The organism is Ruegeria sp. BJ6, assembly GCF_056537885.1.
This window is the reverse complement of sequence record NZ_JBQFSG010000002.1, coordinates 601221-625715: the sequence shown is the minus strand read 5'-3', so window position 1 is coordinate 625715 and position 24495 is coordinate 601221. Positions and strand designations below refer to the sequence as shown.

At 56.4% G+C, this 24495-nt stretch carries 22 protein-coding genes; 13 read left to right on the top strand and 9 right to left on the bottom strand.

Translation table 11 applies throughout. The annotated features are described in order from the left end of the window. Positions 1-70: 70 nt before the first annotated feature. Positions 71-3490, bottom strand: coding sequence for an indolepyruvate ferredoxin oxidoreductase family protein (locus ACR0D6_RS08505; protein ID WP_480765181.1), 3420 nt, complete (start codon positions 3488-3490; stop codon positions 71-73). Between the two features lie 169 nt (positions 3491-3659). Between ACR0D6_RS08505 and ACR0D6_RS08500 the strand changes: the two genes are divergently transcribed. The 7 genes from ACR0D6_RS08500 (at position 3660) to grxD (ending at position 11789) form a co-directional block, all read left to right on the top strand. Beyond that, positions 3660-4568 (top strand): LysR family transcriptional regulator, encoded by a 909-nt coding sequence (locus tag ACR0D6_RS08500; RefSeq protein ID WP_170652392.1) that lies wholly within the window; start codon positions 3660-3662, stop codon positions 4566-4568. A 389-nt stretch (positions 4569-4957) separates the two neighbouring features. Beyond that, complete coding sequence (locus tag ACR0D6_RS08495; protein WP_480765180.1) at positions 4958-7123, top strand: mechanosensitive ion channel family protein; 2166 nt, start codon at positions 4958-4960, stop codon at positions 7121-7123. Between the two features lie 41 nt (positions 7124-7164). Further along, complete coding sequence (locus tag ACR0D6_RS08490; protein ID WP_170652388.1) at positions 7165-8286, top strand: outer membrane protein assembly factor; 1122 nt, start codon at positions 7165-7167, stop codon at positions 8284-8286. Positions 8287-8374: 88 nt separating this feature from the next. Beyond that, entirely contained in the window at positions 8375-10534 is a 2160-nt protein-coding gene (gene purL / locus ACR0D6_RS08485; RefSeq protein WP_480765179.1) for a phosphoribosylformylglycinamidine synthase subunit PurL, read from the top strand. 146 nt (positions 10535-10680) lie between these two features. Continuing rightward, positions 10681-10917, top strand: coding sequence for a BolA/IbaG family iron-sulfur metabolism protein (locus tag ACR0D6_RS08480; RefSeq protein ID WP_170652384.1), 237 nt, complete (start codon positions 10681-10683; stop codon positions 10915-10917). A 232-nt stretch (positions 10918-11149) separates the two neighbouring features. Next, positions 11150-11440, top strand: a complete 291-nt coding sequence (locus tag ACR0D6_RS08475) for a hypothetical protein (RefSeq protein WP_480449713.1) — start codon at positions 11150-11152, stop codon at positions 11438-11440. Beyond that, positions 11427-11789, top strand: coding sequence for a Grx4 family monothiol glutaredoxin (gene grxD / locus ACR0D6_RS08470; RefSeq protein WP_170652380.1), 363 nt, complete (start codon positions 11427-11429; stop codon positions 11787-11789). The genes ACR0D6_RS08475 and grxD overlap by 14 nt, the downstream gene beginning before the upstream one ends. A gap of 7 nt (positions 11790-11796) precedes the next feature. Here the strand turns inward: grxD and ACR0D6_RS08465 are convergent, their stop codons facing one another. The 3 genes from ACR0D6_RS08465 to ACR0D6_RS08455 are packed head-to-tail and all read right to left on the bottom strand — an operon-like array spanning position 11797 to position 13444. Continuing rightward, the gene (locus ACR0D6_RS08465) at positions 11797-12147 is read right to left on the bottom strand and encodes an MliC family protein (protein ID WP_480765178.1); all 351 of its coding nucleotides are present in this window, start codon (positions 12145-12147) and stop codon (positions 11797-11799) included. Then, positions 12144-12539, bottom strand: coding sequence for a cell division protein ZapA (locus tag ACR0D6_RS08460; protein ID WP_480449715.1), 396 nt, complete (start codon positions 12537-12539; stop codon positions 12144-12146). The genes ACR0D6_RS08465 and ACR0D6_RS08460 overlap by 4 nt, the downstream gene beginning before the upstream one ends. Then, positions 12539-13444 carry a hypothetical protein gene (locus ACR0D6_RS08455; RefSeq protein WP_480765177.1) on the bottom strand — a complete coding sequence of 302 codons (906 nt, stop codon included), beginning with the start codon at positions 13442-13444 and terminating at the stop codon, positions 12539-12541. The genes ACR0D6_RS08460 and ACR0D6_RS08455 overlap by 1 nt, the downstream gene beginning before the upstream one ends. A 237-nt stretch (positions 13445-13681) precedes the next feature. Here ACR0D6_RS08455 and tkt point away from each other — a divergent pair, with 237 nt between their 5' ends. Continuing rightward, on the top strand, positions 13682-15703 hold the full coding sequence (gene tkt / locus ACR0D6_RS08450; RefSeq protein WP_480765176.1) for a transketolase: 2022 nt from the start codon (positions 13682-13684) through the stop codon (positions 15701-15703). A 50-nt stretch (positions 15704-15753) separates the two neighbouring features. On the opposite strand, the gene ACR0D6_RS08445 is transcribed toward tkt, so the two are convergent. Beyond that, positions 15754-16554, bottom strand: a complete 801-nt coding sequence (locus ACR0D6_RS08445; RefSeq protein WP_480765175.1) for a thioesterase family protein — start codon at positions 16552-16554, stop codon at positions 15754-15756. An 87-nt stretch (positions 16555-16641) separates the two neighbouring features. Beyond that, entirely contained in the window at positions 16642-17613 is a 972-nt protein-coding gene (locus ACR0D6_RS08440) for a DUF808 domain-containing protein (protein ID WP_480449719.1), read from the bottom strand. A 183-nt stretch (positions 17614-17796) separates the two neighbouring features. Here ACR0D6_RS08440 and gap (ACR0D6_RS08435) point away from each other — a divergent pair, with 183 nt between their 5' ends. From gap (ACR0D6_RS08435) to gap (ACR0D6_RS08425), 3 genes are all read left to right on the top strand, one after another. Continuing rightward, positions 17797-18798 carry a type I glyceraldehyde-3-phosphate dehydrogenase gene (gene gap / locus ACR0D6_RS08435; protein ID WP_480765174.1) on the top strand — a complete coding sequence of 334 codons (1002 nt, stop codon included), beginning with the start codon at positions 17797-17799 and terminating at the stop codon, positions 18796-18798. A 74-nt stretch (positions 18799-18872) separates the two neighbouring features. Beyond that, positions 18873-19016 carry a hypothetical protein gene (locus ACR0D6_RS08430; protein WP_170652365.1) on the top strand — a complete coding sequence of 48 codons (144 nt, stop codon included), beginning with the start codon at positions 18873-18875 and terminating at the stop codon, positions 19014-19016. A gap of 82 nt (positions 19017-19098) precedes the next feature. Next, positions 19099-20163: a type I glyceraldehyde-3-phosphate dehydrogenase gene (gene gap, locus ACR0D6_RS08425; protein WP_480765173.1), complete on the top strand. Its 1065-nt coding sequence runs from the start codon at positions 19099-19101 to the stop codon at positions 20161-20163. On the opposite strand, the gene coaD is transcribed toward gap (ACR0D6_RS08425), so the two are convergent. The 3 genes from coaD to ACR0D6_RS08410 form a co-directional block, all read right to left on the bottom strand. Beyond that, complete coding sequence (gene coaD / locus ACR0D6_RS08420; protein WP_170652361.1) at positions 20095-20586, bottom strand: pantetheine-phosphate adenylyltransferase; 492 nt, start codon at positions 20584-20586, stop codon at positions 20095-20097. The two genes, gap (ACR0D6_RS08425) and coaD, sit on opposite strands and share 69 nt — an antisense overlap. 84 nt (positions 20587-20670) lie before the next feature. Beyond that, entirely contained in the window at positions 20671-21108 is a 438-nt protein-coding gene (locus tag ACR0D6_RS08415) for a CBS domain-containing protein (protein WP_170652627.1), read from the bottom strand. A gap of 60 nt (positions 21109-21168) precedes the next feature. After that, positions 21169-22071 (bottom strand): LysR family transcriptional regulator, encoded by a 903-nt coding sequence (locus ACR0D6_RS08410; protein WP_480449723.1) that lies wholly within the window; start codon positions 22069-22071, stop codon positions 21169-21171. A 103-nt stretch (positions 22072-22174) separates the two neighbouring features. Between ACR0D6_RS08410 and ACR0D6_RS08405 the strand changes: the two genes are divergently transcribed. Both ACR0D6_RS08405 and ACR0D6_RS08400 read left to right on the top strand, forming a co-directional pair. Beyond that, positions 22175-23674, top strand: a complete 1500-nt coding sequence (locus ACR0D6_RS08405) for a CoA-acylating methylmalonate-semialdehyde dehydrogenase (protein WP_480765172.1) — start codon at positions 22175-22177, stop codon at positions 23672-23674. Between the two features lie 214 nt (positions 23675-23888). Further along, the gene (locus ACR0D6_RS08400) at positions 23889-24473 is read left to right on the top strand and encodes a L,D-transpeptidase (protein ID WP_480765251.1); all 585 of its coding nucleotides are present in this window, start codon (positions 23889-23891) and stop codon (positions 24471-24473) included. The last annotated feature ends 22 nt before the right edge of the window (positions 24474-24495 follow it).

Here is a 24495-nt window from a genome sequence, read left to right as displayed (position 1 = left end):
CCGATGGTTTGTCGGCAAAATATGCGCAGACAGCGATTTTGCCCAGACTTCGTGACAGGCGTGTGACGATTTACTCGGCTGCAGCCTTCAGCTCTGGCCCTCCCTGGCGGATGGTTGCAAGCAACTCTTCCCGTCTTTTCGCCGCTTTGGCTTCATTCGCCATTTTCACCGGACCAAATCCCCGAATTTCAAGCGGTAGTTGGCCCAACGCCACAATCGCATCGCGCGTGTCGGCTGACAATTTCGGAAGGACGTCCTTCATGTCCTTCTCGTATTGACGGATCAAAGCCCGCTCCAATTTGCGCTCGGCACTATAGCCAAAGACATCCAGCGGTGTGCCTCGCACCCACCGCATCCGCGACAACAGTTTAAGCGGACCAAGCATCCACTCTTTGTATTCCCGTTTCTTGGGGCGGCCATCCGCGCCTTTGCCTCCCAGAAACGGCGGCGCGAGGTGCAGGGTCATCTTCAGATCACCGTCAAACTCGGCCGCGGCCTTTTCGCGGCTGCTCATCAGCAATCGCGCGACCTCGTATTCGTCCTTATAAGACAGCAGTTTGTGGTATCCCTTGGCAACCGCCTCTTTCACAGCAGCGTCGTCGATACCCTCAAGCAGCTTTCGATACCGTCTGGCCAATCGCTCGCCCTGATACGCGATCAGATGATCGGCACGGAATTCGATTTTCTCATCAAGTGATTTTGGAAGTTCGACAACGCCCGGCTTCAGGATTTTGCCTACCTCGTCAGGATGCAGTACGGCCCAGCGTCCGACTTCGAAAGCCCGCTTGTTGCGTTCGATTGCCGTTCCGTTCAGCTCAATCGCCTGCGATATCGCGTCATGACTGACCGGAAGCAGCCCGCGCTGCCACGCTGCTCCAAAGACCATCATGTTCGAATAGATCGAATCGCCCATTACAGCACGCGCCAATTCGGTTGCGTCGAATAGAGCGACCCCATCTTTCAACCGCGCCTCGAGTGCCAGCTCCAGCTGATCGCTCGGGATGTTGAACTCGGTATCACGGGTAAAATCACCGGTTATGATCTCATGATTGTTCACAACGGCGCCGGTCACCCCAGTTTTCGTCAGACCCAGAGTTTTGGATCCCGCCGACACAACCAGATCACCACCGATCAGCGCGTGCGCTTCTCCCGTCGCCACCCGAATGGCGCTGATATCATCAGGGGAATTGGCAAGACGGCAGTGGATGTGCACCGCGCCGCCTTTCTGGGCAAGGCCAGCCATTTCCATCATGCCCGCGCCCTTGCCATCGATCTGGGCGGCTTGCGCCAGCACGGCGCCGATGGTCACAACCCCGGTTCCACCGACACCGGTGATTACCACGTTGTGCGTGCCATTGATTTGCGGCAGTTCCGGCATGGGCAGGTCCGGCAGTTCAATGTGCGTCGTCGCCTCTTTGCGGATTTTTGCGCCTTCGAGTGTGATGAAGGACGGGCAGAACCCGTTCAGACACGAGAAATCCTTGTTGCAGCTTGACTGATCAATGGCCCGCTTGCGCCCCAGTTCGGTTTCCTTGGGAACGATCGAAACACAGTTTGACTGAACACCACAGTCGCCGCAGCCCTCACAAATGTCCGAATTGATAAAAACCCGCTTGTCCGGATCGGGAAACGTTCCACGCTTGCGGCGGCGGCGCTTCTCGGCGGCGCAGGTCTGAATGTAGACAATGGCAGAAACACCTTCGATATCCCGGAACCGCTTTTGCACGTTCATCAGTTCCGACCGTTCAGAGGTTTCAACACCGGCAGGCAATGCCTTGAAATTCACATCCTCTTTCTCGTCGTAAACGACCGCTATGTGTTTAACGCCCATGGCCGTCAGTTCGTTGACGATCCGTTCCGAACTCAAATCCCCTTCATTTTCCTGCCCCCCGGTCATGGCAACCGCGTCGTTAAACAGGATTTTGAAGGTGATATTTGTCCCAGCCGCCAATGCGGCCCGAATTGCCTGAACGCCCGAGTGATTGTAGGTACCGTCCCCAAGGTTCTGGAAAACGTGGTTGGTCGTGGAGAACGGTGCCTCGCCGATCCAGTTCGCACCTTCACCGCCCATTTGGGTGAAGCCTGTCGTTTCCCGATCCATCCACTGCACCATGTAGTGGCAGCCGATCCCCGCATAAGCTCGGCTTCCATCTGGAAGCCTTGTCGAACTGTTGTGCGGACACCCAGAACAGAAATAGGGCAGACGCGTCGCGATTTCCTGAGCGTTATCAGCCCGGCGCGCATCGGAAAGTTTCGCCAAACCGGCCCGGATTCCATCTGTATCGTGGCCTTCTTCGATCAGGATTTGCCCAAGTTTCTCGGCAATCATCACCGGGTCCAGGGCACCCCGTGTCGGGAACAGCTCCTCTCGGTGCATGGTTCCTGCGCCGCCCTTGTACCACCCGTAAACCCTCCGGCCGCGACGGTCGTCAAAGATGGCCTCCTTGACTTGTACCTCAATTAGCTTGCGCTTTTCCTCGACAATGACGATCAGATCCAGCCCTTCGGCCCAGTCGTGGAACCCCTTCATGTCCAACGGGAAGGTCTGACCGATCTTGTACGTGGTTATGCCTAAACGTTCGGCTTCATGCTCGTTGACATTCAACAGGGACATGGCGTGCGTCAGGTCCAGCCAGTTCTTGCCAGCGGCCACAAAACCAATCTTGGCGCCCGGTTTGCCCCAGACCCGCTTGTCCAGTTTATTGGCATGCGAAAATGTCTCTGCCGCGAAACGCTTGTAATCGATGATCCGCGATTCCTGCAGATGCGGTGTATCGCCCAGCCGGATATTCAATCCACCGTCGGGCATATCAAATTCCGGCATCACAAGCTGCATGCGGTCCGGGCGACCGTCTACCACCGACGTGACCTCAATGGTATCCTTCATTGTTTTGAGGCCAACCCAAACGCCGGCAAACCGGCTGAGTGCGAAGCCGTAGATGCCATAGTCTAGGATTTCCTGCACACCCGCCGGACTGACCACTGGCATATACATATCGACCAGCGACCATTCGGACTGATGCAATACGGTCGAGCTTTCCCCGGTATGGTCATCGCCCATCGCCATCAAAACGCCGCCATGCGCAGACGTTCCGGCCATATTCGCGTGCCGCATCACGTCACCGGACCGGTCAACCCCCGGCCCCTTTCCGTACCAGAGGCCAAAGACGCCATCGAACTTGCCGTCGCCACGCAACCCGGCCTGCTGACTGCCCCACAAGGCAGTTGCCGCCAGATCTTCGTTCAATCCGTATTGAAAGGTTATGTCATTTTCGACGAGCTGTTTCTGCGCCCGGGTCATTTGCAGATCGACCGCCCCCAAGGGCGAACCTCGATATCCCGTAACAAGACCTGCTGTATTCAGCCCCAGCGACTGGTCCCTGACCTTCTGCATCATCATGAGACGCACAAGCGCCTGCGTTCCGTTTAACAAAACGGGACTTTTTGACAGGTCAAACCGGTCATTCAGAGTTATTTTCGGCTGACTCATCTGACGTCTCCCCTCGCCTGATTAGTGTGCTCCAACTTCCCTCATATTAGGTCATAATTTCTGACCTGTATAGTAAATTCCCTATATTCCGTAACGATTTCGCCTTTTGAATGTAGAAATTGTTACGTGTTTCATATAGGGCTGCAAAAGGATATCGAAAGTTTCGAAGATGGATTGGGACAAGCTCAGAATATTTCACGCGGTAGCCGACGCGGGCAGCCTGACTCATGCTGGAGACAAGCTAAATCTATCCCAATCTGCGGTCAGCCGACAAATTCGCGCCCTAGAAGAATCACTGAATGCCACCCTGTTTCATCGTCACGCACGCGGTCTGATCCTGACCGAACAGGGTGAGCTGTTGTTCGATGCAACATCGGCAATGTCGAAACGGCTCGACTCGGCCGCCGCCCGGATCCGTGACAGTGAAGAAGAGGTTTTTGGCGTTCTGCGCGTAACCACGACATTCGGGTTCGGTACCTTGTGGCTGGCCCCCCGACTTCCGAAACTCTACGAGAAGTACCCCGAGCTGAACATCGATCTGATGCTGGAAGAGCGCGTTCTGGACCTGCCCATGCGCGAGGCTGACGTCGCCATCAGGATGAAAGAGCCAAGCCAGGCTGATCTGGTGCGAAAGCGCCTTATGACCGTGCAGATGCTGCTGTACGCAACCCGCAGCTATCTGGACGAGCACGACGGTCCGCCAAAAACGCTGGAAGAAATGACCGCACATCGCCTGATTTGCCAGAACCCCTCGGCACCACAGGTCGGGGCGAGTGCGACGATGGTCAAACATCTGATGACCTATAACCCCGGTTCGCTGCTGACAGTGAACAACTACTTTGGCGTCCTTCAGGGAGTTCTGCACAATCTGGGTATCGGCGTCCTGCCCGACTATGTGACTGAGGATTTCCCGGATCTGGTTCCGGTGCTGTCGGATATCGAAAGCGCAGATGTACCAGTGTATCTCGCTTATCCCGAAGAATTACGGCACTCCAAGCGGGTCGCGGCTTTTCGGGATTTCGTTCAGGACGAGATCATAGCGCATCGTAAGCACCTGAGGCAGATGGGAAAACTCTAGCTATGCACACCGAACATAACGGAGTTGCTACGATTGCAGCCTGATAATCCTTGAACGTACACAAAACGCCCCCTAAATGAGCTCTCGAAGGCGGTGATGCTGAAACGCTCATCATCTTCATACCTCCCTGTTGGACTACGGCCGAGCTTAGTGCTCGGCCTTTTTTTTGCTTACGACACCCAATAACGCGATCAGCCCTCCCAAATTCTCTAGGATTTTCGACGCATTAGCGTATGATATGGGAAACAAACAAAATTCCGCGTTCGAGGGCAAATTCAATGTTCCATCCATTCCGGCTATTTTTGACGCTGGCTTCCGTATTCTTCTTGGCGTTTCCCACTTTTGCTCAAGTACCCGGGGCATCGGGCAGCGCTAACACTTCGTCATCAGTGGCCGTCCCCGAGGACCTGACGCCAGAACAGGTCGACGATCTTGTCGCCCGCATGTCGGATGATCAGGTTCGATCCCTGTTGCTTGAACGTCTTGACGCGGTCGCAGCGCAGCAGACAGAAGTAGCCAAGTCCAAGAAGGGCGTCGTCAAGACAATTGCCGATACCGGTAGCGCCATGGCGGCCTCGTGGGTGGATGTAGTCCGAAAGCTGCCGACTCTTGTCAGCAAACAATACGAGGCATTTTCAACCTTTGCCTCGACATTTGGCCCAAGCGGGTTGACCACGTTGTTCGGCTATACATTCCTGGCGCTCGCCATCGGTTTCGCTGCGGAAAAGGCGGTGGGCCTTTGGACCCGCCGCTGGGTCAAGGTTGTGGACGGCGACGCCTCGACCGATTTGCGTGGTGCCGTGACGTTTTTGGTTAAGCGTTTTCTCTGCGAGTTTCTTGGCCTTCTCGTGTTTTACTACACGCTGGTCTTTGTCGGGCGGCAGTTGCTGGACGAACAGCAGATCGCGCAAGCGGCACCGTTCGTGTTCTATCTGATCTGGATTCCACGTCTTGGTGCGGCCATTTCGCGTTTTATTATTGCCCCCAACCAATCCGCATTGCGGCTTGTAAATATCAGCGACCACTGGGCAAAATACTTGCACCGAAACCTGATCGGCCTGTTCCTGTTGATTGGCTTCACGATGTTCATCATCACGTTCAACGCCCTTAACGGCGTTCAGATGAGTGAAACGCGGCTGGGTTTCTGGCTTAACACTTCGATACATATCTACATCGCACTCATCGCCTGGACGGCCCGCGAAGGGCTGAGTGATATGATGCGCGGCACGGACCCCGATCGGACCGAGTTCGACGAGCGTGCAGCCTTTTTCTACCCCTATTTCGCAATCGGCGTGTCGGCAGTCATGTGGCTGATCGTGGAATACCTTGCGGCAACGAATGCTCCGCAACTGGCCGCTGCCGCTGCCGAAGGGGCCCACTTTGTAACGATGTTCTGGCTGCTGATCGCTCCGGCATTGGATACAGCAATCCGCGGTCTGGTTCGCCATTTGCAACCGCCAATGATCGGCGGTGGTCCAATTGCCGAACGCGCATACAAATCGACCAAGCGCAGCTATATTCGGATCGGTCGGGTACTTGCGGGTATTTTCGTTGTCCTGATGATCGCAAATGCATGGGATCTGGATTTGCAGGAAATTGCCGGTGCTGGCTCAGATGCTGGTGGCAAGGTCATTCAGTTCTTTATCATTGCGGCGATCGGATACATCCTTAACGAAGTTGTTTCGCTTTGGATCAACCGTCGGCTTGCAAAAGAACAAACTGAAGCCGAGCAAAGCCCGGACGAAGAGGCCGGTGAAGGCGGCGGGTCTGGCGGTTCGCGCCTGGCAACAGTTCTGCCTTTGCTTCGTGTCACAGCACAGGTGGCCATCGCCGTGATCTTTAGCCTTTTGGCACTTGGGGCTTTGGGGCTTGATATCACGCCACTGCTTGCTGGTGCAGGTATCCTGGGTCTGGCCATCGGTTTTGGTGCACAAAAGCTGGTTTCGGACATCGTGGGCGGTATCTTTTTCCTTGTCGATGATGCCTTCCGCGTTGGCGAATATGTCGACGTTGGAGGCACCACCGGAACCGTCGAAAAGATCTCGATCCGTTCGATGCAATTGCGTCACCACCGTGGCCCGGTTCACACCATTCCCTACGGTGAAATTCAAAAGCTGACGAACTATAGCCGTGACTGGGTGATCATGAAGCTCAAGTTCACGGTGCCCTTCGACACTGACCCCAATAAGGTCAAGAAGATCTTTAAAAAGATCGGTGCCGAGATGATGGCGGACGAAGTGCATAAGGATGGCTTCCTGCAACCATTCAAGTCGCAGGGCGTTTTTGATTTCGACGATGTCGGCATGATTATTCGCGGAAAATTCATGGCCAAGCCGGGTAAGCAATTCACTCTGCGCAAGGAAATCTTCAACAGGGTCAAAGCTGCGTTTAAGGAAAACGGGATCGACTTTGCACGTCGAGAGGTGCGGGTCGCAATCCCTGGTCTGGACGAGTCTGAAAATCTGACCGAGGAACAGAAAACGGCGATTGCAGGTGCGGCAAGCGATGCCGCTGCCCAGCAGGCGCAACAGCAGCAGGAACAGGGAAAAAAATAGAGGCGCAGATATGATACAGACTGGCCACCGGAAGGGTTGAGATGCTTCGACATGTATCGCAAATCACCTTGTTCTGCCTGGCCAGTCTTTTTGCCACTCAGGCTGCACCGCAAAGCTCAAGGGGTGTTGTCGATACTCATACTGGTGGGTTGGGCAATACCGGCAAGGAAAATACTATCGGTTTTCGGCGCGGATCGTTTGTTCTGGCCCCTATTCCCTTTTCCAACCCCACAATCGGCTCTGGTCTGATCCTTGGCGCCGGGTATCTGTTCAACCTTGATGAGGGCTCGAAACCGTCCGTTATCGGCGTTGCGGCCCTAAAGTCAGATAATGGCAGCAGGGTCGGCGGCGCATCCGTCAATATCAACTTCAATGACAACAGATGGCTTATCAAAGCGCTGTATGCCGAAGCGGACGTTCACTACGATCTGTACACTGACGTCGGCATCTTGCCGATCCGACAGGATGGTGTTCTAGGCAGGTTCAGCCTTGCCTATGGTGTCACGCCCGATCTCTCGTTTGGGGCATCATTCCGCTATCTGGACACGACTGTTTCTCCGGGATTCGCCAATCTTCCGCCTATCCCCCCACCTTTTGATCAATTTCTGAACACAAGAATTGGCAATGTCGGGCTGTTGTCAGACTGGGACACCAGAGACGACACGATTTACCCAACCAAAGGGCAAAGCCTGCACGTCGAAGCATTCCAGGGTTTTGCGCTTCAGGGGCTGGTGGACGATTATTCCAAAGCTTACGCGAATTACACGCATTACTTCAGCCCTGCCTCAAAAACCGTAATCGCTGCCCGTTTTTCGGTTTGCGGATCCTCATCGCAAACTCCGTTCTTTGACCAGTGCAGCCTTGGGACCGTCGATGCATTCCGCGGCTTTTCGGCGACCCAGTATCTGGACTTCTATTCTACCTCTGTGCAGGTCGAAGCCCGGCAGCGTTTAACGAAACGGCTTGGCGTCGTTGTTTTCGGCGGCTCCGGATTGACCGGCCCAAGTTTCGGTGAACTAGGCGACGGCGGCACCCACAGCGCGGTTGGCCTTGGTGCGCGGTACCGTGTGTCCAAGAAGTTCCCATTGGATTTCTCAGTGGATGTCAGCCGCAATGATGAGCAGGAAAACAACCTGTATATCTACGTCGGACAACGGTTCTAGGACCGCTGCGCGTTCTTGACACTTCCCCCCGGCGCGCCATTGCCCTAAAAGGCGCGCAATATCGGCCAGCTTGGGGACAGGACAGACGATGCAAGAGCCCGCAATAACACCGGATCTGATTGCTGCGCACGGGTTGAAACCCGAAGAATACGACATGATCCTAGACATCATCGGGCGCGAGCCGACATTTACCGAGCTTGGTATTTTCTCGGCCATGTGGAACGAGCATTGTTCGTACAAGTCGTCGAAGAAGTGGCTGCGCACCCTGCCCACGTCCGGACCGCAGGTCATCTGTGGCCCCGGTGAAAACGCCGGTGTCGTGGATATCGGTGACGGTCAGGCCGTCGTGTTCAAGATGGAAAGCCACAACCACCCTTCGTATATCGAACCCTATCAGGGCGCGGCGACTGGCGTGGGTGGTATCCTGCGCGATGTCTTTACCATGGGCGCGCGCCCGATCGCCTCGATGAACGCGCTGTCGTTTGGCGAACCGGGCCACCACAAGACCCGCCAGCTGGTAAATGGCGTGGTTGAAGGTATCGGTGGTTATGGCAACTGCTTTGGCGTGCCCTGTGTTGGCGGTGAAGTTCGCTTTCACCCTGCCTACAATGGCAACTGCCTCGTGAATGCCTTTGCTGCTGGTCTCGCCGACAGCGACAAGATTTTCTATTCCGCTGCCTCTGGTGTTGGCATGCCCGTCGTCTATCTGGGCGCTAAAACCGGCCGTGACGGTGTGGGCGGCGCTACCATGGCCTCGGCCGAATTTGACGACACCATCGAGGAAAAGCGCCCCACCGTTCAGGTTGGCGACCCCTTCACAGAAAAGCGCCTGATGGAGGCGACGCTGGAACTGATGAAAACCGGCGCCGTAATCTCGATTCAGGACATGGGCGCAGCCGGCCTTACCTGTTCGGCGGTTGAAATGGGCGACAAGGGCGGCCTTGGCGTTCGTCTGGATCTGGAAAACGTACCTCAGCGCGAAGAGGACATGACAGCCTATGAAATGATGCTGTCGGAATCCCAGGAACGCATGCTGATGGTTCTCAAGCCCGAGCTCGAGGCCGAGGCACGCGCCGTTTTCGAGAAATGGGATCTGGACTTTGCGATCGTCGGCGAAACCATCGCCGAAGACCGCTTCCTGATCATGCACAACGGCGAAGTAAAAGCAGACCTCGTTCTGTCCAAACTGTCTTCGACTGCCCCTGAATATGACCGCCCGTGGGAAGCTACTCCGCCTGCAGAAGAGCTGTCGGAGGTTCCCCAGATCGATCCCATCGACGGTCTGCGCGCCCTGCTCTCTTCGCCCAACTATGCGGGCAAGCAATGGGTCTATGAACAATATGACACGATGGTCATGGCCGACAGCGCCCGCACACCCGGTTTGGGCGCGGGCATGGTCCGTGTTCACGGCACAGACAAGGTGCTGGCCTTTACCTCGGACGTTACCCCGCGCTATGTCCGGGCCAATCCCGAAGAAGGCGGCAAACAAGCGGTGGCCGAGGCCTATCGTAACCTGACCGCTGTCGGGGCCAAACCGCTGGCCACGACTGATAACCTGAACTTCGGAAACCCCGAAAAGCCCGAAATTATGGGTCAGTTCGTTGGCGCAGTCAAAGGGATCGGTGCCGCAGTGGCCACTCTGGATATGCCGATCGTATCCGGCAACGTCTCACTTTATAACGAGACCGACGGTCAGGCCATCCTGCCCACCCCGACTATTGGCGCGGTTGGCCTGTTGGCCCATACGGATGAGATCATCGGCAACGAGGTCCGCGAGGGTCATGTTGCACTGGTCATCGGTGAAACCAACGGTCATCTCGGGCAATCCGCCCTGTTGGCCGAGGTTTTCAACCGCGAAGACGGTGATGCGCCTCATGTTGATCTGGAGGCGGAAAAACGCAACGGCGACTTCATCCGTTCCAACCGCGAAATGATCAAGGCCTGCACTGATCTGGGCGACGGTGGGCTGGCGCTTGCTGCATTCGAGCTTGCAGAGGCGGCAGGTGTTGGTATCAATCTCGATGGCGCTTCGACAGATTTCCTGTTTGGCGAAGATCAGGCACGCTATCTTGTCGCCTGCAACTTCGATCAGGCCGAGGCATTGATGATCGCCGCCAGCCAGGCCGGTGTTCCCCTGACCTCGGTTGGCCGTTTCACCGGCGACACCGTGAAAATCGGCGGTTCCGAGGCCCCCCTATCCGAGTTGACCGAGACCTTCCGCAGCAGCTTTGCAGCGGCTGTGGCCTGATCGCGGCGCCTTCTTCTCGTTCCAAATACGGAATTTCCTGCGCTTGACCGCAAGCGCAGGTTTTACCGGATCGGACCCTCCGCCACACCTTGCGCGGCCCTGCGCATCGCTCTACATCTTGATAAAGACCTTCAGGAGTTACCTACATGCCGATGAGCGCCTATGAAATCGAACACCTGCTGCGCGAAGCCTTTCCTGACGCGGAAATTCAGGTGGGTGGCAACGATGGCGTTCACATGTCTGCAATGGTGGTGGACGAGAGCTTTCGCGGTAAAAATCGCGTTCAGCAGCAGCGTGCCGTATATGCCGCGCTGAAGGGCAAGATGGACGGCCCCGATGGCGAACTTCACGCGCTGGCATTGACCACAAAAGTGCCTGAATGACGTTTGCCACTTGGGCATACACCGGTTTCGCGCTGTTGATATCTGTCGGGAGCGCACTGGCTATCCGTTCATCATTTGGCATTTTTTGGCCTCGAACTGAGCGCGGAGCCATACCTGATCAAAACGCCATCGTTGTTTCAACAAACCACTTAGCCAGAGATAGCGACCGAACTTCGGCTATTTTCGTGCCAGGCGTTCCACACCAATACTTCAAAGCAATGGTGCCAGGAAAATGAACAACGGCCTGATCTGGATTGGCGGAATAGCGGGATTGATAGTTGCCGCTGCGCTGATCGAGGCCTATGTGAAGCGAAACAGAAAACGGAATCTTGCGGACATGCGCCCCGATCCGGACGACATCAGCAAGATTGCGGGCATCGACAGACACGGGCTTGATCCGGTGACTTTGGCACAAGCCGAACACCGCAGGCTGGAAGAAGAAGGATGGGTACCAGGCTCATCTGAAAATGGAACATCCGCCGCAGAGAATGGCGAAAAGGAAGAGCAAAATGACCGACGTTAAGACCCAGATCGACGAGACCGTCAAAGCCAATGACGTGGTGCTGTACATGAAAGGCACCAAGGAGATGCCGCAATGCGGATTCTCCTCGCGCGTGGCCGGTGTACTGAACTACATGGGTGTCGATTATACGGACGTGAACGTTCTTGCTGATGAGGATGTTCGTCAGGGCATCAAGGACTATTCTGACTGGCCGACCGTACCGCAACTGTTTGTCAAAGGCGAATTTGTCGGTGGATGCGACATCATCACCGAGATGACACTGTCAGGCGAGTTGGACACTCTGTTTGACGAAAACGGCGTCGGCTACAACAAGGAAGCCGCCGACAAAATCCGCGAAGCGAACGCCTGATCAGCCGTTACCGGCTGACACAATCCTTAAGAATAACCTGCTCGCTGGCGGCATCCCCTGTCGCCAGATAGCTGACGGTCGCGTTCCAGCCCTTGGAACGCAGGATATATTTTCCGCTCGAGCCGATGGACTCATAGCGGATACCAGACCCGCTTGCCTCCTGACGCATGGGCACAAGCGAATTATCCACCAGCATTGCTGCCGCTCCGGGCCCGTCGGATGAGTTGAAATATGTCACCGGCAGAGGAATGTTGTTTTCGCAGGTGAATGTCACTGACAGAATGTCGATTTCCGCCATTGCCGCGGACGCTGGAACCATCACCAACACGCCGCAGACAAAACTACGCAAAATCCTCATTTCCCAGACTTCTCCTCAACAACCGAAGCCAGAGCCTCGGCCCGCGCGGCAAGTTCCGCCAGCGTGTCTGTCACCGAAGGCGGAACCACGGCGACTTCTACCCGCTCAGGTTCCGGCGGCGGTGCATTACGAAGACGGTTCAGTTCCGCCTCCATATCTGCCAGCTTTGCCTCAACTGACTTGACTCGATCGTCCGCCGCGGCGGATTTATCGGCAAGCATCAACCCCGCCATCAGCAACATGCGCGCCTCGGGCATACGCCCGATCTGATCCGACAGAACCTGAGCTTCATCATCCAGCAATTTAGCTGCGGCATGCAGATAGCTTTCTTCGCCTTCCTGACATGAGACTTCGAATCCACGACCGCCGATATGAATGGTAACTTCGGGCATCACTCAACCTCCCCTTCCGTCAGGTTGGCACGGGCAAGCAACGGCTCCAGCCGCGCCAGAACAGCATGCGCTTCTGCCGCGTCGGTCGCGCGCGCCGCGCGGGTAGCCTCCAGTTCCGCAGCGGTGGCCCGGTTCAGCAAATTGGCATCGGACAATCCGTCGGCGGCTGCCGCACGCAATTCTTCGACAGACGTGCGCAATTGTTCGTTGGCCTTGCGCAAACGCTGCAAATCCCCGTCCAGTCGAGACATGGCCGTTCCATGGCTGGCCCGTTCCGCGCGCAGCATTTCCAGCTCTGCGCTCAATTCTTCGATGCGTTCACTGTCTGCAAGTTCCGATGTCAGCCGGTTGTTTTCAGCGCGCAGCCGATCCAATTCCTCGGTGTTTCCCGCCTGTTGCCGCAATGTTTCCAGTTCGACCATCAGGGGTTCGACATCCTCAACCGCATCCAGTTGATCGCGCAGCGCCTCGATTTCGGCCTTTAGTGCGGATGCCTCATTTTGGTCTTCCAGCGCCGACTTGGCGGCTGCCAATTCCGCTCGCGCCGCTTCGACTGTTGCCAGTTTTGACGAGGCTTCGGCAAGTTGCGATCGCAAATCTTCCGCTACGCTGGCGTCAACCGAACTTGCGCGAAGCTCTTCAATCTCAGATCGCAAAGCTGCGCTGTCCCCGTTAGTCGCGTTCTCTTGGCGCAGCGTGTCGATTTCCGCTTCATGACGCTCTTTCAGCGCCCTGAGCCTTTCTTCCAGTTGCGCGTTGGCAAGCTTTTCCTCGTCCAAGGCTTCGCGCAATGCCGAATCTTCACCACCAGAAGCCGGGGATTTTTCGCTTAGTACATCCACGCCGACGCTGATCCGCTCCATCGCGGCAGTAATCCGACGCTGCAATTCCTCGATCTGACTCATGCCCCTGTCACCTGTTTACCAAGGTTCATTCTGTTGCGCAGCCGCCCCGAATCGGAATTGGCTGCGATCAGCATTAGTTTAGCGGAATGCTGCGGGAAATACCCCCCTCTTTGCTTTCAACCACTTGGCCACAACTCTTGAAGCACACATGACCTGTCACGCCGGGTTCCACTTGCACTTTGGAGGGTGGATGGTATTGAGCGCGCAATCTGCCTGTAATCCAAAGGAATAACGCCCGTGGACCTGACTGCGCTGCGCAATGCCAACCCTGAACACTGGGACAAGGCTGCGGCTATCCGCACCCTGACCCTTGATGCTGTCGCCGCCGCCAATTCCGGCCATTCCGGTATGCCGATGGGCATGGCCGATGTTGCGACCGTGTTGTTTGAAAAACACCTGAAATTCGACGCCTCGGCCCCGAACTGGCCGGACCGCGACCGGTTCATCCTGTCTGCGGGTCATGGCTCGATGCTGGTATACTCGCTGCTGTATCTGACCGGCCACGCGGATGTGACACTGGAAGAGATCAAAAACTTCCGCCAACTGGGTGCAAAAACCGCGGGCCACCCCGAAAACTTTCTGATCGACGGGATCGAGACCACCACTGGCCCACTGGGTCAGGGTATTTCGAACGCCGTTGGTTTCGCCATGGCCGAGGAAATCCAGCGCGCCCATTACGGCAAGAAAGTCGTCGATCACTATACCTACGTGATTGCGGGCGACGGCTGTCTGATGGAGGGCGTCAGCCAAGAGGCGATTACGCTTGCAGGTCGTCACGAGCTGAGCAAGCTGATCGTATTCTGGGATAACAACAACATCACCATCGACGGCACCGTTGATATCGCCGACCGCACCGATCAGGTGCGCCGCTTTGCTGCCTCGGGCTGGCATGTGATCGAGATTGACGGACATGATCCCAAGGCTATCGACGCCGCCATCGTTCAGGCGAAAAAGTCGAACAAGCCGACCATGATCGCCTGTGAAAGCCACATTGCCCTGGGCCACGCCGCTCAGGACACCTCGAAGGGCCATGGCGCGCTGACCGATCAGGGTCAGTTGAAGGATGCCAAAGACGGCTATGGCTGGCCGCATGATGCTTTCGAAGTTCCGGCAAACGTGAAAAATGCATGGGAATCCATCGGTTCCCGCGGCGCGGCCGAGCGCGCCGCGTGGGAAGAGCGTTTCGCGCAATTGTCCGAACGCAAGCAGGCCGAGTTCAACCGTGCCTATTCGTTTGAGGCCCCCAAGAAACTGGCCGGTGCCATTCGCGCGTTTAAAAAGCAGATGTCGGAAGATCAGCCAAAGCTGGCCACCCGCGCGTCGTCCGAAAAGGTTCTGAATGTCGTGAACCCGATCATGACCGAGACCGTCGGCGGTTCGGCCGACCTGACCGGGTCGAACAACACAAAATCCGCCGATATGGGTGTGTTCCTGCCGGAAAACCGCAAAGGTCGCTACATCCACTACGGTATTCGCGAGCACGGCATGGCTGCCGCAATGAACGGTATGGCGCTGCACGGCGGCATCCGCCCCTATGGCGGGACCTTTATGGCCTTCACCGACTATGCCCGTCCGTCCATGCGCCTGGCGGCCCTGATGAAGGTGCCTTCGGTGTTCGTCATGACCCACGACTCGATCGGGCTGGGCGAAGACGGCCCGACTCACCAACCGGTCGAGCATCTGGCCATCTCGCGCGCGACGCCGAACACCTATGTATTCCGCCCTGCAGATTCCGTTGAGACTGCGGAATCGTGGGAACTGGCGCTGACATTCAAAGACAGCCCTTCGGTCCTGTCGCTGACCCGTCAGGGCGTGCCGACCGTACGGACCCAGCACAAGACCAAAAACCTGACTGCTCAGGGCGCTTATGTTCTGGCCGAGGCCGAAGGCAAACGTCAGGCCATCCTGATCGCCACCGGTTCCGAGGTCTCGCTGGCGATGGAAGCCAAAGCCATGCTTGAGGCCGAAGGCGTCGGCACTCGAGTTGTGTCCATGCCTTGCATGGAACTGTTCGCCGAACAGGACGAAGCCTATCGCAAGCGCGTCCTGCCCGCAGGTGCAGTTCGCGTTGGTATCGAAGCCGCAGTTCGCGCTGGCGGCTGGGACCGTTGGCTGCTGGGCGAGCGTGGCCGGGAGGCCAAAGCAGGCTTTATCGGCATGTCCAGCTTTGGCGCATCAGCCCCAGCAAATGAGCTGTACAAGCATTTCGGCATCACCGCCGAAGCGACCGTTGCCAAAGTCAAGGAACTGCTCGGCTAATATCGGGTTTACGGAATCAAAAAGCCCCGGCATCGCCGGGGCTTTTTTTGTCATACGAAAATTATGACTGATTGCATGCCATCAACGACAAGATCGCCTTGGGTATTCCAAACTCGCATGACCTGAGAACTGTATCCGTTGTGACCTGCGGTCAGTTCATGTTCCAGCATCCACCAGCCGTCCCGCGTGTGAACATCCTCGGACAACACGTTGAAAATCCAATTCATTGACGAATTTACGCCGGGCTTCTTCAGAGTTGGATAAATTGCCGGGGGCGGCAGATCGGCTATGGAAATCAACCCTTCAAGCGTACCGTGCATCCTCTCGTCCCGGTGGCGTGCCCAGAGACGAACGTAACCCCGCTCAGCACCTTCGAAAGGACGCGCGCCTTCGATCAGCCTGACGTCGAAGTTGTCCAAAAAAGCGACAGGTGGCCGGGGCAATCCGGGCGGAAAATAGTGTTCAGTCTGCTCCGGATCCCCAGCCGGTTTCGGCGGGCGAGAGAAGGCCACGTGACTGTCTTGCGGCGCCCCAAAGGAAAAAGTCCCAACTGCTGCGGCATTCCCATCGATCTCGGCCCGAGCGCTGATGATCGTGACATTGCGGCCCTGCCGCAGGATTTCCGATTTGATCGTGGGGGACGTGCCGATTGGCGCAGTAAAGTTGATCAACGCCGATCGTAGTGGTGGTAAGCCGTCCACCTGCGCGCGTGCAGCAGAAAGCAACAAAGCTGATGAAAACCCGCCATAGGTTGTCCGGCCCTGCATCCAGTTCGCAGGAACAGGATAGCCCAGACCGTCTTCACGAGCCTCAACTGCATCCAGTACATCGGACAAATTTGGTTCTGACATGATCATCCCGTCACTTACTTCGCAGGCGATCATATCCTGCCGCTCAGCGCGAACTACTGCGACCCCACGTCACGAATGATTTTTGCCTCAGTGCTCTTTTTTCGTCCCGGCCAGACTGTTCCAAACAGGCGCGATGACATTGATCACGAGCGGTATCAAAATTAGCCCCAGCGCAAGGCCGAATATCCCGTCCATCGTCGCTTTGGCAATCCACTCGACAACGCCGGTCCACTGTTCAGACACGGCATGCCCTGCGGCATAAGCCCAGTCGTGAATGTGGTGGCCCAGCCAGCCAAAGCCTAACACCTCCAACCCATGAACGATGATCGATCCGCCAACCCAAAGCATCGCTGCCGTGCCGACCACGGACAGCAGCTTCAGCAGATATGGCATTCCCTTGACCAGCCCACGCCCCAGCGATTGCGTAATGCCGAGTTTTCCGTTCTTGGCCAGAAACAAACCCACATCATCCATTTTCACGATAATTCCGACTGATCCGTAAACGGCGACCGTGACCCCGATCCCAACAACAGCCAGCGTTGCAGCCTGCATCCAGACATTGGGTGCTTCGATGGCCGCCAGGGCAATCGTCATGATCTCGGCCGAAAGAATGAAATCGGTTTTAATCGCCCCCCTGACCTTTTGTTCTTCTAGATGACCGGGATCACGGATGGTCATGTCCTCTTCGATCACATGACTGCCGTGGGGAAACAGAACGTGAAAGATTTTCTCGGCCCCCTCGAAACACAGATACGCCCCGCCGATCATCAGTAGCGGGGTGATCAGCCACGGCGCAAAGTTCGCAAGCAGCATCGCGACGGGCAAAAGCAGAACCAGCTTGTTGAAAAACGAACCGCGCGCGATGCGCCAGATAATCGGCAACTCCCGCGCTGGGGCGAACCCCTGAACGTATTTCGGTGTGACGGCCGCGTCATCGATGATTACACCGGCGGTCTTGGCCCCGGCTTTGCCAGCTGCCGCTGCCACATCATCGATCGAGGATGCCGCAACCTTTGCGATGCCCGCCACATCATCCAACAAAGCCAGAAGACCACTCATCCGCGTTCCTTTTTGCTCATCCTGCCGCAACAGGAACCTAAACGATCCGACGCTTAGCGCAAGCGTTAGCGCAATCGTCGAAAGTTTGCGCTACCATATTCATTTTAGGGCGATTTTCCCCTTTCTGAGCCATCAGGCCGGGTCTATACGGCCTGCAAGTTTCACGTCTTTCGGAGTCGCATAATGACCATCAAGGTTGGCATCAACGGATTTGGCCGTATCGGCCGCTGCACCCTGTCCCACATCGCAGCCTCGGGGCGCGACGATATCGAAGTGATCAAGGTTAACGCCACCGGTCCTCTGGATACTGCTGCCCACCTGATCAAATACGACAGTGTTCATGGCCGCTTCCCGGGCGAAGTGACCATCGGCGACGGAACCATGAATTTGGGTCGTGGCGATATGCAGATGTTCTCGACCTATGACATGGGCGAACTGGATTGGGACGGCTGTGATGTCGTTCTGGAATGCACCGGCAAGTTCAATGACGGTGAAAAGGCCAAGGCCCATCTGGAACGCGGCGCAAAGAAGGTTCTATTGTCTGCTCCGGGCAAAAACGTGGACAAGACGATTGTCTTCGGCGTGAACGACGATCAGCTTGAAGCGGGCGACAAGATGGTCTCGAACGGTTCCTGCACCACCAACTGCCTTGCGCCTTTGGCCAAAGTTCTGGACGACGCGTTTGGAATCGAACATGGCATCATGACCACGATCCATGCCTATACCGGCGACCAGCCAACTCTGGATCGCCGCCACAAGGACCTGTATCGCGCCCGCGCTGCAGCGATGTCGATGATTCCCACAAGCACAGGTGCCGCCAAAGCGCTAGGAGAAGTGCTGCCGCGCCTCAAGGGTCGCCTTGATGGATCTGCGATCCGGGTCCCTACCCCGAATGTTTCGGCCGTTGACCTGACCTTCCGCGCGGGCCGTGACGTCAGCGCCGAGGAGGTAAATGCAGCTGTGAAAAACGCAGCCGAAGGAAAGATGAAGGGTGTTCTGGGGTACGAGCCCGCACCCCTGGTGTCGACCGATTTCAACCACACCAACGAAAGCTCGATCTTTGCACCGGATCAGACCCGCGTCGTCGAGGACCGTATGGTACGGGTTCTGGCCTGGTATGACAACGAATGGGGTTTCTCCGTCCGCATGGCAGACGTCGCGGTCGCCATGGGAAAACTAGGCTGAATTCTGCCTAACCCCTTGAGAGACAAAGCCCGCTCAGGTTATCTGAGTGGGCTTTTTTGTGCTTCGGGATAGACATGACCAATCAACTCGCAATCTGGCTTGCTGTTCTGATTCTGGGTGCCGTGATGCTCGACTACGCACTTTACGGCACAGAGCATCTACTTTTTCTTGGAAAAAAATTCTACGAATTTTTGGATTGGCTCGCCTTTTGGCGCTGACAAATAATGCCTGTTGACATTTTTCCAGTAATTGTGATGTTAGCGCTAACTTTTTGCTGAACTGCACAAGAAAGGCTGCGCTATGACACTCAGACTGGCAATCAACGGCTTTGGCCGGATCGGGCGCGGTGTGCTGCGTGCGGCTATGGAAAGCGGTCGCACGGATATAGAAGTTGTCGCCATAAACGACCTGTCCCCGCCTGAGATGAACGCCCATCTGTTCGAGTTCGATAGTGTGCATGGCCGCTATCGCGCACCGGTGACATTTGCACAAAGCCAGATGGATGTTGGCGCCGGGCCCATCCGGCTGAGTAGCCATCGAAACCCCGAAGATCTGGACTGGTCAGATGTTGATGTCGTTTTGGAATGCACCGGCGCGTTCCGCACCTACGAAGACGCTGCCCGGCACCTGAAAAATGGCTCGGGCAAGGTTTTGATATCCGCCCCTGCCCGCGGGACAACACACGTAAAAACGGTCGTATTCGGCGTTAACGATCACGAGTTGACCGCAGATCATAAGATCGTTTCAAACGCGTCCTGCACCACAAATTGCCTGGCACCGGTTGCTGCGGCGCTTGATGCAGCCCTTGGCATCAGACACGGCTCGATGACGACCGTCCATGCCTATACCGTCAGCCAACCCGTTCACGACACCGCAACCAAAGACCCCTATCGTTCGCGGGCCGCAGCCCTTTCGATGATCCCCAGCACCACGGGCGCGGCTGCCGCAGTTGGCCTTGTACTTCCTCAATTGGCCGGAAAATTGAACGGCCAGGCAATACGGGTACCGACGCCCAACGTTTCTGTTGTGGACCTTGTTGTCGAAGTGTCCCGGAAGACAAGCGTCGACGAGGTGAATGCTCTGCTTGCCAGTGCAGCCGTTAAGATACCGGGCGTTCTTGCCGCAGAAAACCGGCCTTTGGTCTCGGTGGATTTCAACCACGACCCGCACAGTTCAACCGTTTCGCTGCCGGAAACCACCGTGACAGACGGGACGCTGGTGCGCGTCCTTGCCTGGTATGACAACGAATGGGGGTTTTCCAACCGGATGCTAGACACCGCCGCAGCGATGGGAGGTTTATCCCAGTCTTTCCAGCAAAGCGGTGTTCACGCGCGGCGTGACGAACTTGGACACGTCCCCGCCTAGACGGGCGATTTCCTTGACCAGTTTCGAGGCGATGGCCTGATGCCGTGCCTCGGCCATCAGGAACACCGTTTCCACGGTATCATCCAGCGCGCGGTTCATGCCGACCATCTGGAATTCGTACTCGAAATCGGCAACCGCGCGCAAACCGCGCACGATAAGCTGCGCACCCACGTCATGAGCACAGTCAATCAGCAGATTTTCGAACGGATGGGCCACAATCTCGGTGCCGGTTTGTTCCGTCAGCCGGGCGCATTCCGCCTCGATCATTGCCACTCGCTCTTCCAGCCGGAAAAGTGGCCCCTTGTCGCGATTGATGGCCACTCCGATCACCAACTTGTCCACCAAAGCGGTAGCACGACGGATGATGTCGATGTGACCCAATGTAATCGGATCGAAGGTTCCCGGATACAATCCAACCCGCATGGTGCACTCCTGCGCAACAATATTTCTGCGCAAGCAAACACATCTTTGCCGCAGGTGCAAGAGGCGGGAATGGTCAGGCCGAAATCAGTGGCCCATGATCATGCCCTGCAAGGCATCCTTTTCCATTGCAAGTTCAGTGAGTTGCGCCTTAACAACGTCCCCCAGCGTCACGATGCCGACAAGCTTGCCTTCTTCTACGATCGGCATGTGGCGAAACCGCCCCTGGGTCATTTGCGCCATAATGTCCTGAACCGAAGCCTGACGGGTCGTCGTAACCAGTTCTTTCGTCATATAGGCGCTGACAGGCTGTGACAGGCAATCTCCGCCACTTGCCGCCAGTTCCCGAACGATGTCACGCTCGGACAAAATGCCAACTGCCGTCTCACCCCCATCTTCTGAGACAACAACCGTACCGATCCGTTTCTCTGCCAGTATTTTAGCTGCTTCGGAAACGCTTGCCGACGGGCTTACCGATACCACGCCCACAGCCCCCTTGGACTTCAGAATGGCCTGAACAAGCATATACAACACCTCCGAAATTATTTTACGTTTTCCAAAGCGTTGCCCGATTGTGGCAGCCTGTCAAGGTGAAGCCTCGGCCTCAAGCCGCGCCACTTCATCGCGGATACCTCTTGTCAGCGCATTCGCGAAACGGTTCAACCGTTCGTTGCGCTGGTCCCCCTGATGGCGTACCAGATAAAAACTACGCGTCAGACTGACTTGATCCGTCAGTATTTTCCGCAGTTTCGGATGGAACGGCAGGGTAAAGTCGTGGGCCACGCATACCCCTGATCCATGTGACACCTGCCGCAACTGAACGGAGACCGAATTCGATGCAAGCGCGACACGGTCAATTCCAATGTCATTGAGATAATCAAGCTCGCGATCAAAGATCATATCCGGAATGTATCCAATCATGCAGTGACCCTTGAGGTCCGCAAGGGATGTAATTTCAGAATGACGGTCCAGATAGTCCTGCGTCGCCACCATATGCAATTTGTAATCGCTTATTTTCTGAACCAGCAATTTCCCGGCTGTCGGGGCACTGACTGTCACGGCCATGTCCGCCTCGCGCCGGGACAGGTTGATAATGCGGGGAAGCGCCAGAATCTGAATATCCAGATCAGGGTTTGCCTCGCTGATTTTTGCACACACCTGCGGCAGCAAATAATTTGCACTTCCGTCCGGTGCTCCGATCCGGATCTGGCCGCTAAGAGACTTTGTCGGCCCCTCCATAGCTCCGGCGGCGGCACGCATGGCCTCTTCGGCCTGCATTCCGTGTTCCAGCAAACGTTCACCGGCCGGGGTCAGTACATATCCTTGCTGAGATTTGACAAAAAGCGGCGCATCCAGAGCTGACTCAAGTCGCCCGATCCGCCGACCGACGGTTGCGGGGTCCATCTTCAGCAACCGACCCGCTGCAGAAAGGCTCTCTTCACGCGCGACAGCCAGAAACACCCGCATATCATCCCAGTTGGGTTCCACTCTTGCATCCTTGCATTTTTGCAAAACACTTTTGGAACATTGCCTCTGTTCAGGGGATTTCTGCAAGCCTATGGTGCGCACAAATTTACCGGAGGAGATTGAGATGCAGGAACTGTCCCACTTCATCAATGGCGAGAATGTCGCCGGTACGTCCGGCCGTGTCGCCGATGTCTTTAACCCTGCGACTGGCGAAGTGCAGTACAAATGCCCGATGGCCAGCGCTGCCGAAACCACGGCCGCGATCGAACAGGCCGCTGCGGCGCAACTGGCGTGGGGCGCGACAAACCCCCAAAAACGCGCGCGCGTCATGATGGCAATGGTTGGCCTGATGAACCGCGACATGGACAAGCTGGCCGAAGCTCTCAGCCGCGAGCACGGCAAGACCCTGCCCGATGCCAAGGGCGATCTGCAGCGCGGTCTGGAAGTGGTTGAATACTGCATCGGCGCACCGCAGATGCTGAAAGGCGAGTTCACCGACAGCGCAGGCCCAGGTATCGACATGTATTCGATGCGTCAGCCGCTGGGCGTTGTCGCGTCGATCATGCCGTTCAACTTCCCCGCCATGATGCCGCTTTGGCATGTCGGGCCTGCCCTGGCTTGCGGTAACGCAGTGGTTCTGAAACCTTCCGAACGTGACCCCTCTGTCCCGCTGATGCTGGCGGAACTGTTTGTTGAGGCAGGTCTGCCCAAGGGTGTGTTCCAGGTCGTGAACGGCGATAAAGAAGCTGTGGACACACTGCTCGACAGCGAAATCATTCAGGGCGTGTCTTTCGTGGGCTCGACCCCGATTGCGCAGTACATTTACGCCCGCGCCACTGCGAACGGCAAACGTGCACAGTGCTTTGGCGGCGCAAAAAACCACATGATCGTCATGCCGGATGCCGATTTGGATCAGGCTGCCGACGCTCTGGTCGGCGCTGGCTTTGGCGCGGCAGGCGAACGCTGTATGGCGATTTCCGTCGCAGTTCCGGTCGGTGAGGAAACCGCAGACGCCCTGATCGAGAAACTGATCCCCCGCGTCGAAAAGCTGAAGGTTGGCCCCTATACAGCAGGCGACGATGTAGACATGGGCCCCGTAGTTACCGCCGCCGCCAAAGAGCGCATTCTGGGTCTGATTAATTCCGGTGTGGAACAAGGCGCAAAGCTGGTCGTAGATAACCGTGACTTCTCGCTTCAGGGCTATGAGGACGGCTTTTTTGTCGGCCCGCACCTGTTCGACAATGTGACGCCGGAGATGGATATCTACAAACAGGAGATTTTTGGCCCCGTCCTGTCGACTGTTCGCGCGGGTTCGTACGAAGAGGCGCTGAAACTGGCCATGGACCATGAATATGGCAACGGCACCGCGATTTTCACCCGCGACGGCGACACAGCCCGCGATTTCGCCAGCCGTGTGAACATCGGCATGGTCGGCATCAACGTACCGATCCCGGTTCCGCTGGCCTATCACACCTTTGGCGGCTGGAAGAAATCCATGTTTGGTGACCTGAACCAGCACGGCCCGGATTCGTTCAAATTCTACACCCGTACAAAAACGGTTACCTCGCGTTGGCCCTCGGGCATCAAGGAAGGTGGCGAGTTTAACTTCAAGGCCATGGACTGACCGTAGTTCCAACAGTTCAAACAAACAGATCAAATCCCGGCCTAGCGGCCGGGATTTTTTCTAAGCGGGCTTTTGCCGAGTAGAAGACTGCAAAAGCTGCCTCACAATAAGTTCAGTCAGTGAGGGCTGGAAAAAACCGGGTAACGTGCTTAGTTATGCTGCCAAAATTGCAAATTGAGCAGAATTACCGGAGGCACCCTTGTCCCAGTCCCGTATGACCCGTCGCGCCGCATTGTTAGGCGTCGCATCAACACTGGCAACGCCCGCGCTTGTCCGCGCGCAAAGTCTGGATGCCTTTCCCGAAAGCGAAGACGCAATCGGCACTCAACTACCGGTGCGGAGGAACGTTTCGTCCTTTTCGCAACAAAACTGGCAGGATCACTTTGACAAGTTGGGTGTCGGATGTTTGCTCGCCGACATAACCAGCCGGGCAGTGCACTATTGGGGCGCTGACGGAACCTATAGGCTGTATCCAAGCTCAGTACCTCAAAGCGAAGAGTTGACCAAGCGCGGCTACACCGAAGTTGTTCGCAAGCGTGAAAACCCCAGCTGGACGCCAACAGCGGCAATGCGGGAACGCGATCCGTCGCTTCCGGTCCGTGTCGAAGGCGGAGAAACTAACAATCCGCTTGGCACACGCGCAATGTATCTGACCTGGCCTGCCTATCTGGTTCACGGAACTCATGATACGCGCAAGATTGGCCGCCAAAGCTCATCCGGCTGCATCGGTCTTTATAATCAACATGTCGAGGAACTGTACGAGCTTGTACAGATCGGAACTCAGGTCCGACTGGTCTGAATGCAAAAGCCCCGGCCTGATA

Coding starts and splice junctions, on each gene's coding strand:
- ACR0D6_RS08460 (WP_480449715.1), bottom strand. CDS start 12,539: ATGCCCGAAGTTACCATTCATATCGGCGGTCGTGGATTCGAAGTCTCA.
- ACR0D6_RS08455 (WP_480765177.1), bottom strand. CDS start 13,444: ATGAGTCAGATCGAGGAATTGCAGCGTCGGATTACTGCCGCGATGGAG.
- ACR0D6_RS08500 (WP_170652392.1), top strand. CDS start 3,660: ATGGATTGGGACAAGCTCAGAATATTTCACGCGGTAGCCGACGCGGGC.
- ACR0D6_RS08490 (WP_170652388.1), top strand. CDS start 7,165: ATGCTTCGACATGTATCGCAAATCACCTTGTTCTGCCTGGCCAGTCTT.
- ACR0D6_RS08445 (WP_480765175.1), bottom strand. CDS start 16,554: ATGTCAGAACCAAATTTGTCCGATGTACTGGATGCAGTTGAGGCTCGT.
- ACR0D6_RS08480 (WP_170652384.1), top strand. CDS start 10,681: ATGCCGATGAGCGCCTATGAAATCGAACACCTGCTGCGCGAAGCCTTT.
- ACR0D6_RS08440 (WP_480449719.1), bottom strand. CDS start 17,613: ATGAGTGGTCTTCTGGCTTTGTTGGATGATGTGGCGGGCATCGCAAAG.
- grxD (WP_170652380.1), top strand. CDS start 11,427: ATGACCGACGTTAAGACCCAGATCGACGAGACCGTCAAAGCCAATGAC.
- ACR0D6_RS08505 (WP_480765181.1), bottom strand. CDS start 3,490: ATGAGTCAGCCGAAAATAACTCTGAATGACCGGTTTGACCTGTCAAAA.
- coaD (WP_170652361.1), bottom strand. CDS start 20,586: ATGCGGGTTGGATTGTATCCGGGAACCTTCGATCCGATTACATTGGGT.
- ACR0D6_RS08430 (WP_170652365.1), top strand. CDS start 18,873: ATGACCAATCAACTCGCAATCTGGCTTGCTGTTCTGATTCTGGGTGCC.
- ACR0D6_RS08475 (WP_480449713.1), top strand. CDS start 11,150: ATGAACAACGGCCTGATCTGGATTGGCGGAATAGCGGGATTGATAGTT.
- ACR0D6_RS08400 (WP_480765251.1), top strand. CDS start 23,889: ATGACCCGTCGCGCCGCATTGTTAGGCGTCGCATCAACACTGGCAACG.
- purL (WP_480765179.1), top strand. CDS start 8,375: ATGCAAGAGCCCGCAATAACACCGGATCTGATTGCTGCGCACGGGTTG.
- gap (WP_480765174.1), top strand. CDS start 17,797: ATGACCATCAAGGTTGGCATCAACGGATTTGGCCGTATCGGCCGCTGC.
- ACR0D6_RS08405 (WP_480765172.1), top strand. CDS start 22,175: ATGCAGGAACTGTCCCACTTCATCAATGGCGAGAATGTCGCCGGTACG.
- ACR0D6_RS08415 (WP_170652627.1), bottom strand. CDS start 21,108: ATGCTTGTTCAGGCCATTCTGAAGTCCAAGGGGGCTGTGGGCGTGGTA.
- ACR0D6_RS08465 (WP_480765178.1), bottom strand. CDS start 12,147: ATGAGGATTTTGCGTAGTTTTGTCTGCGGCGTGTTGGTGATGGTTCCA.
- gap (WP_480765173.1), top strand. CDS start 19,099: ATGACACTCAGACTGGCAATCAACGGCTTTGGCCGGATCGGGCGCGGT.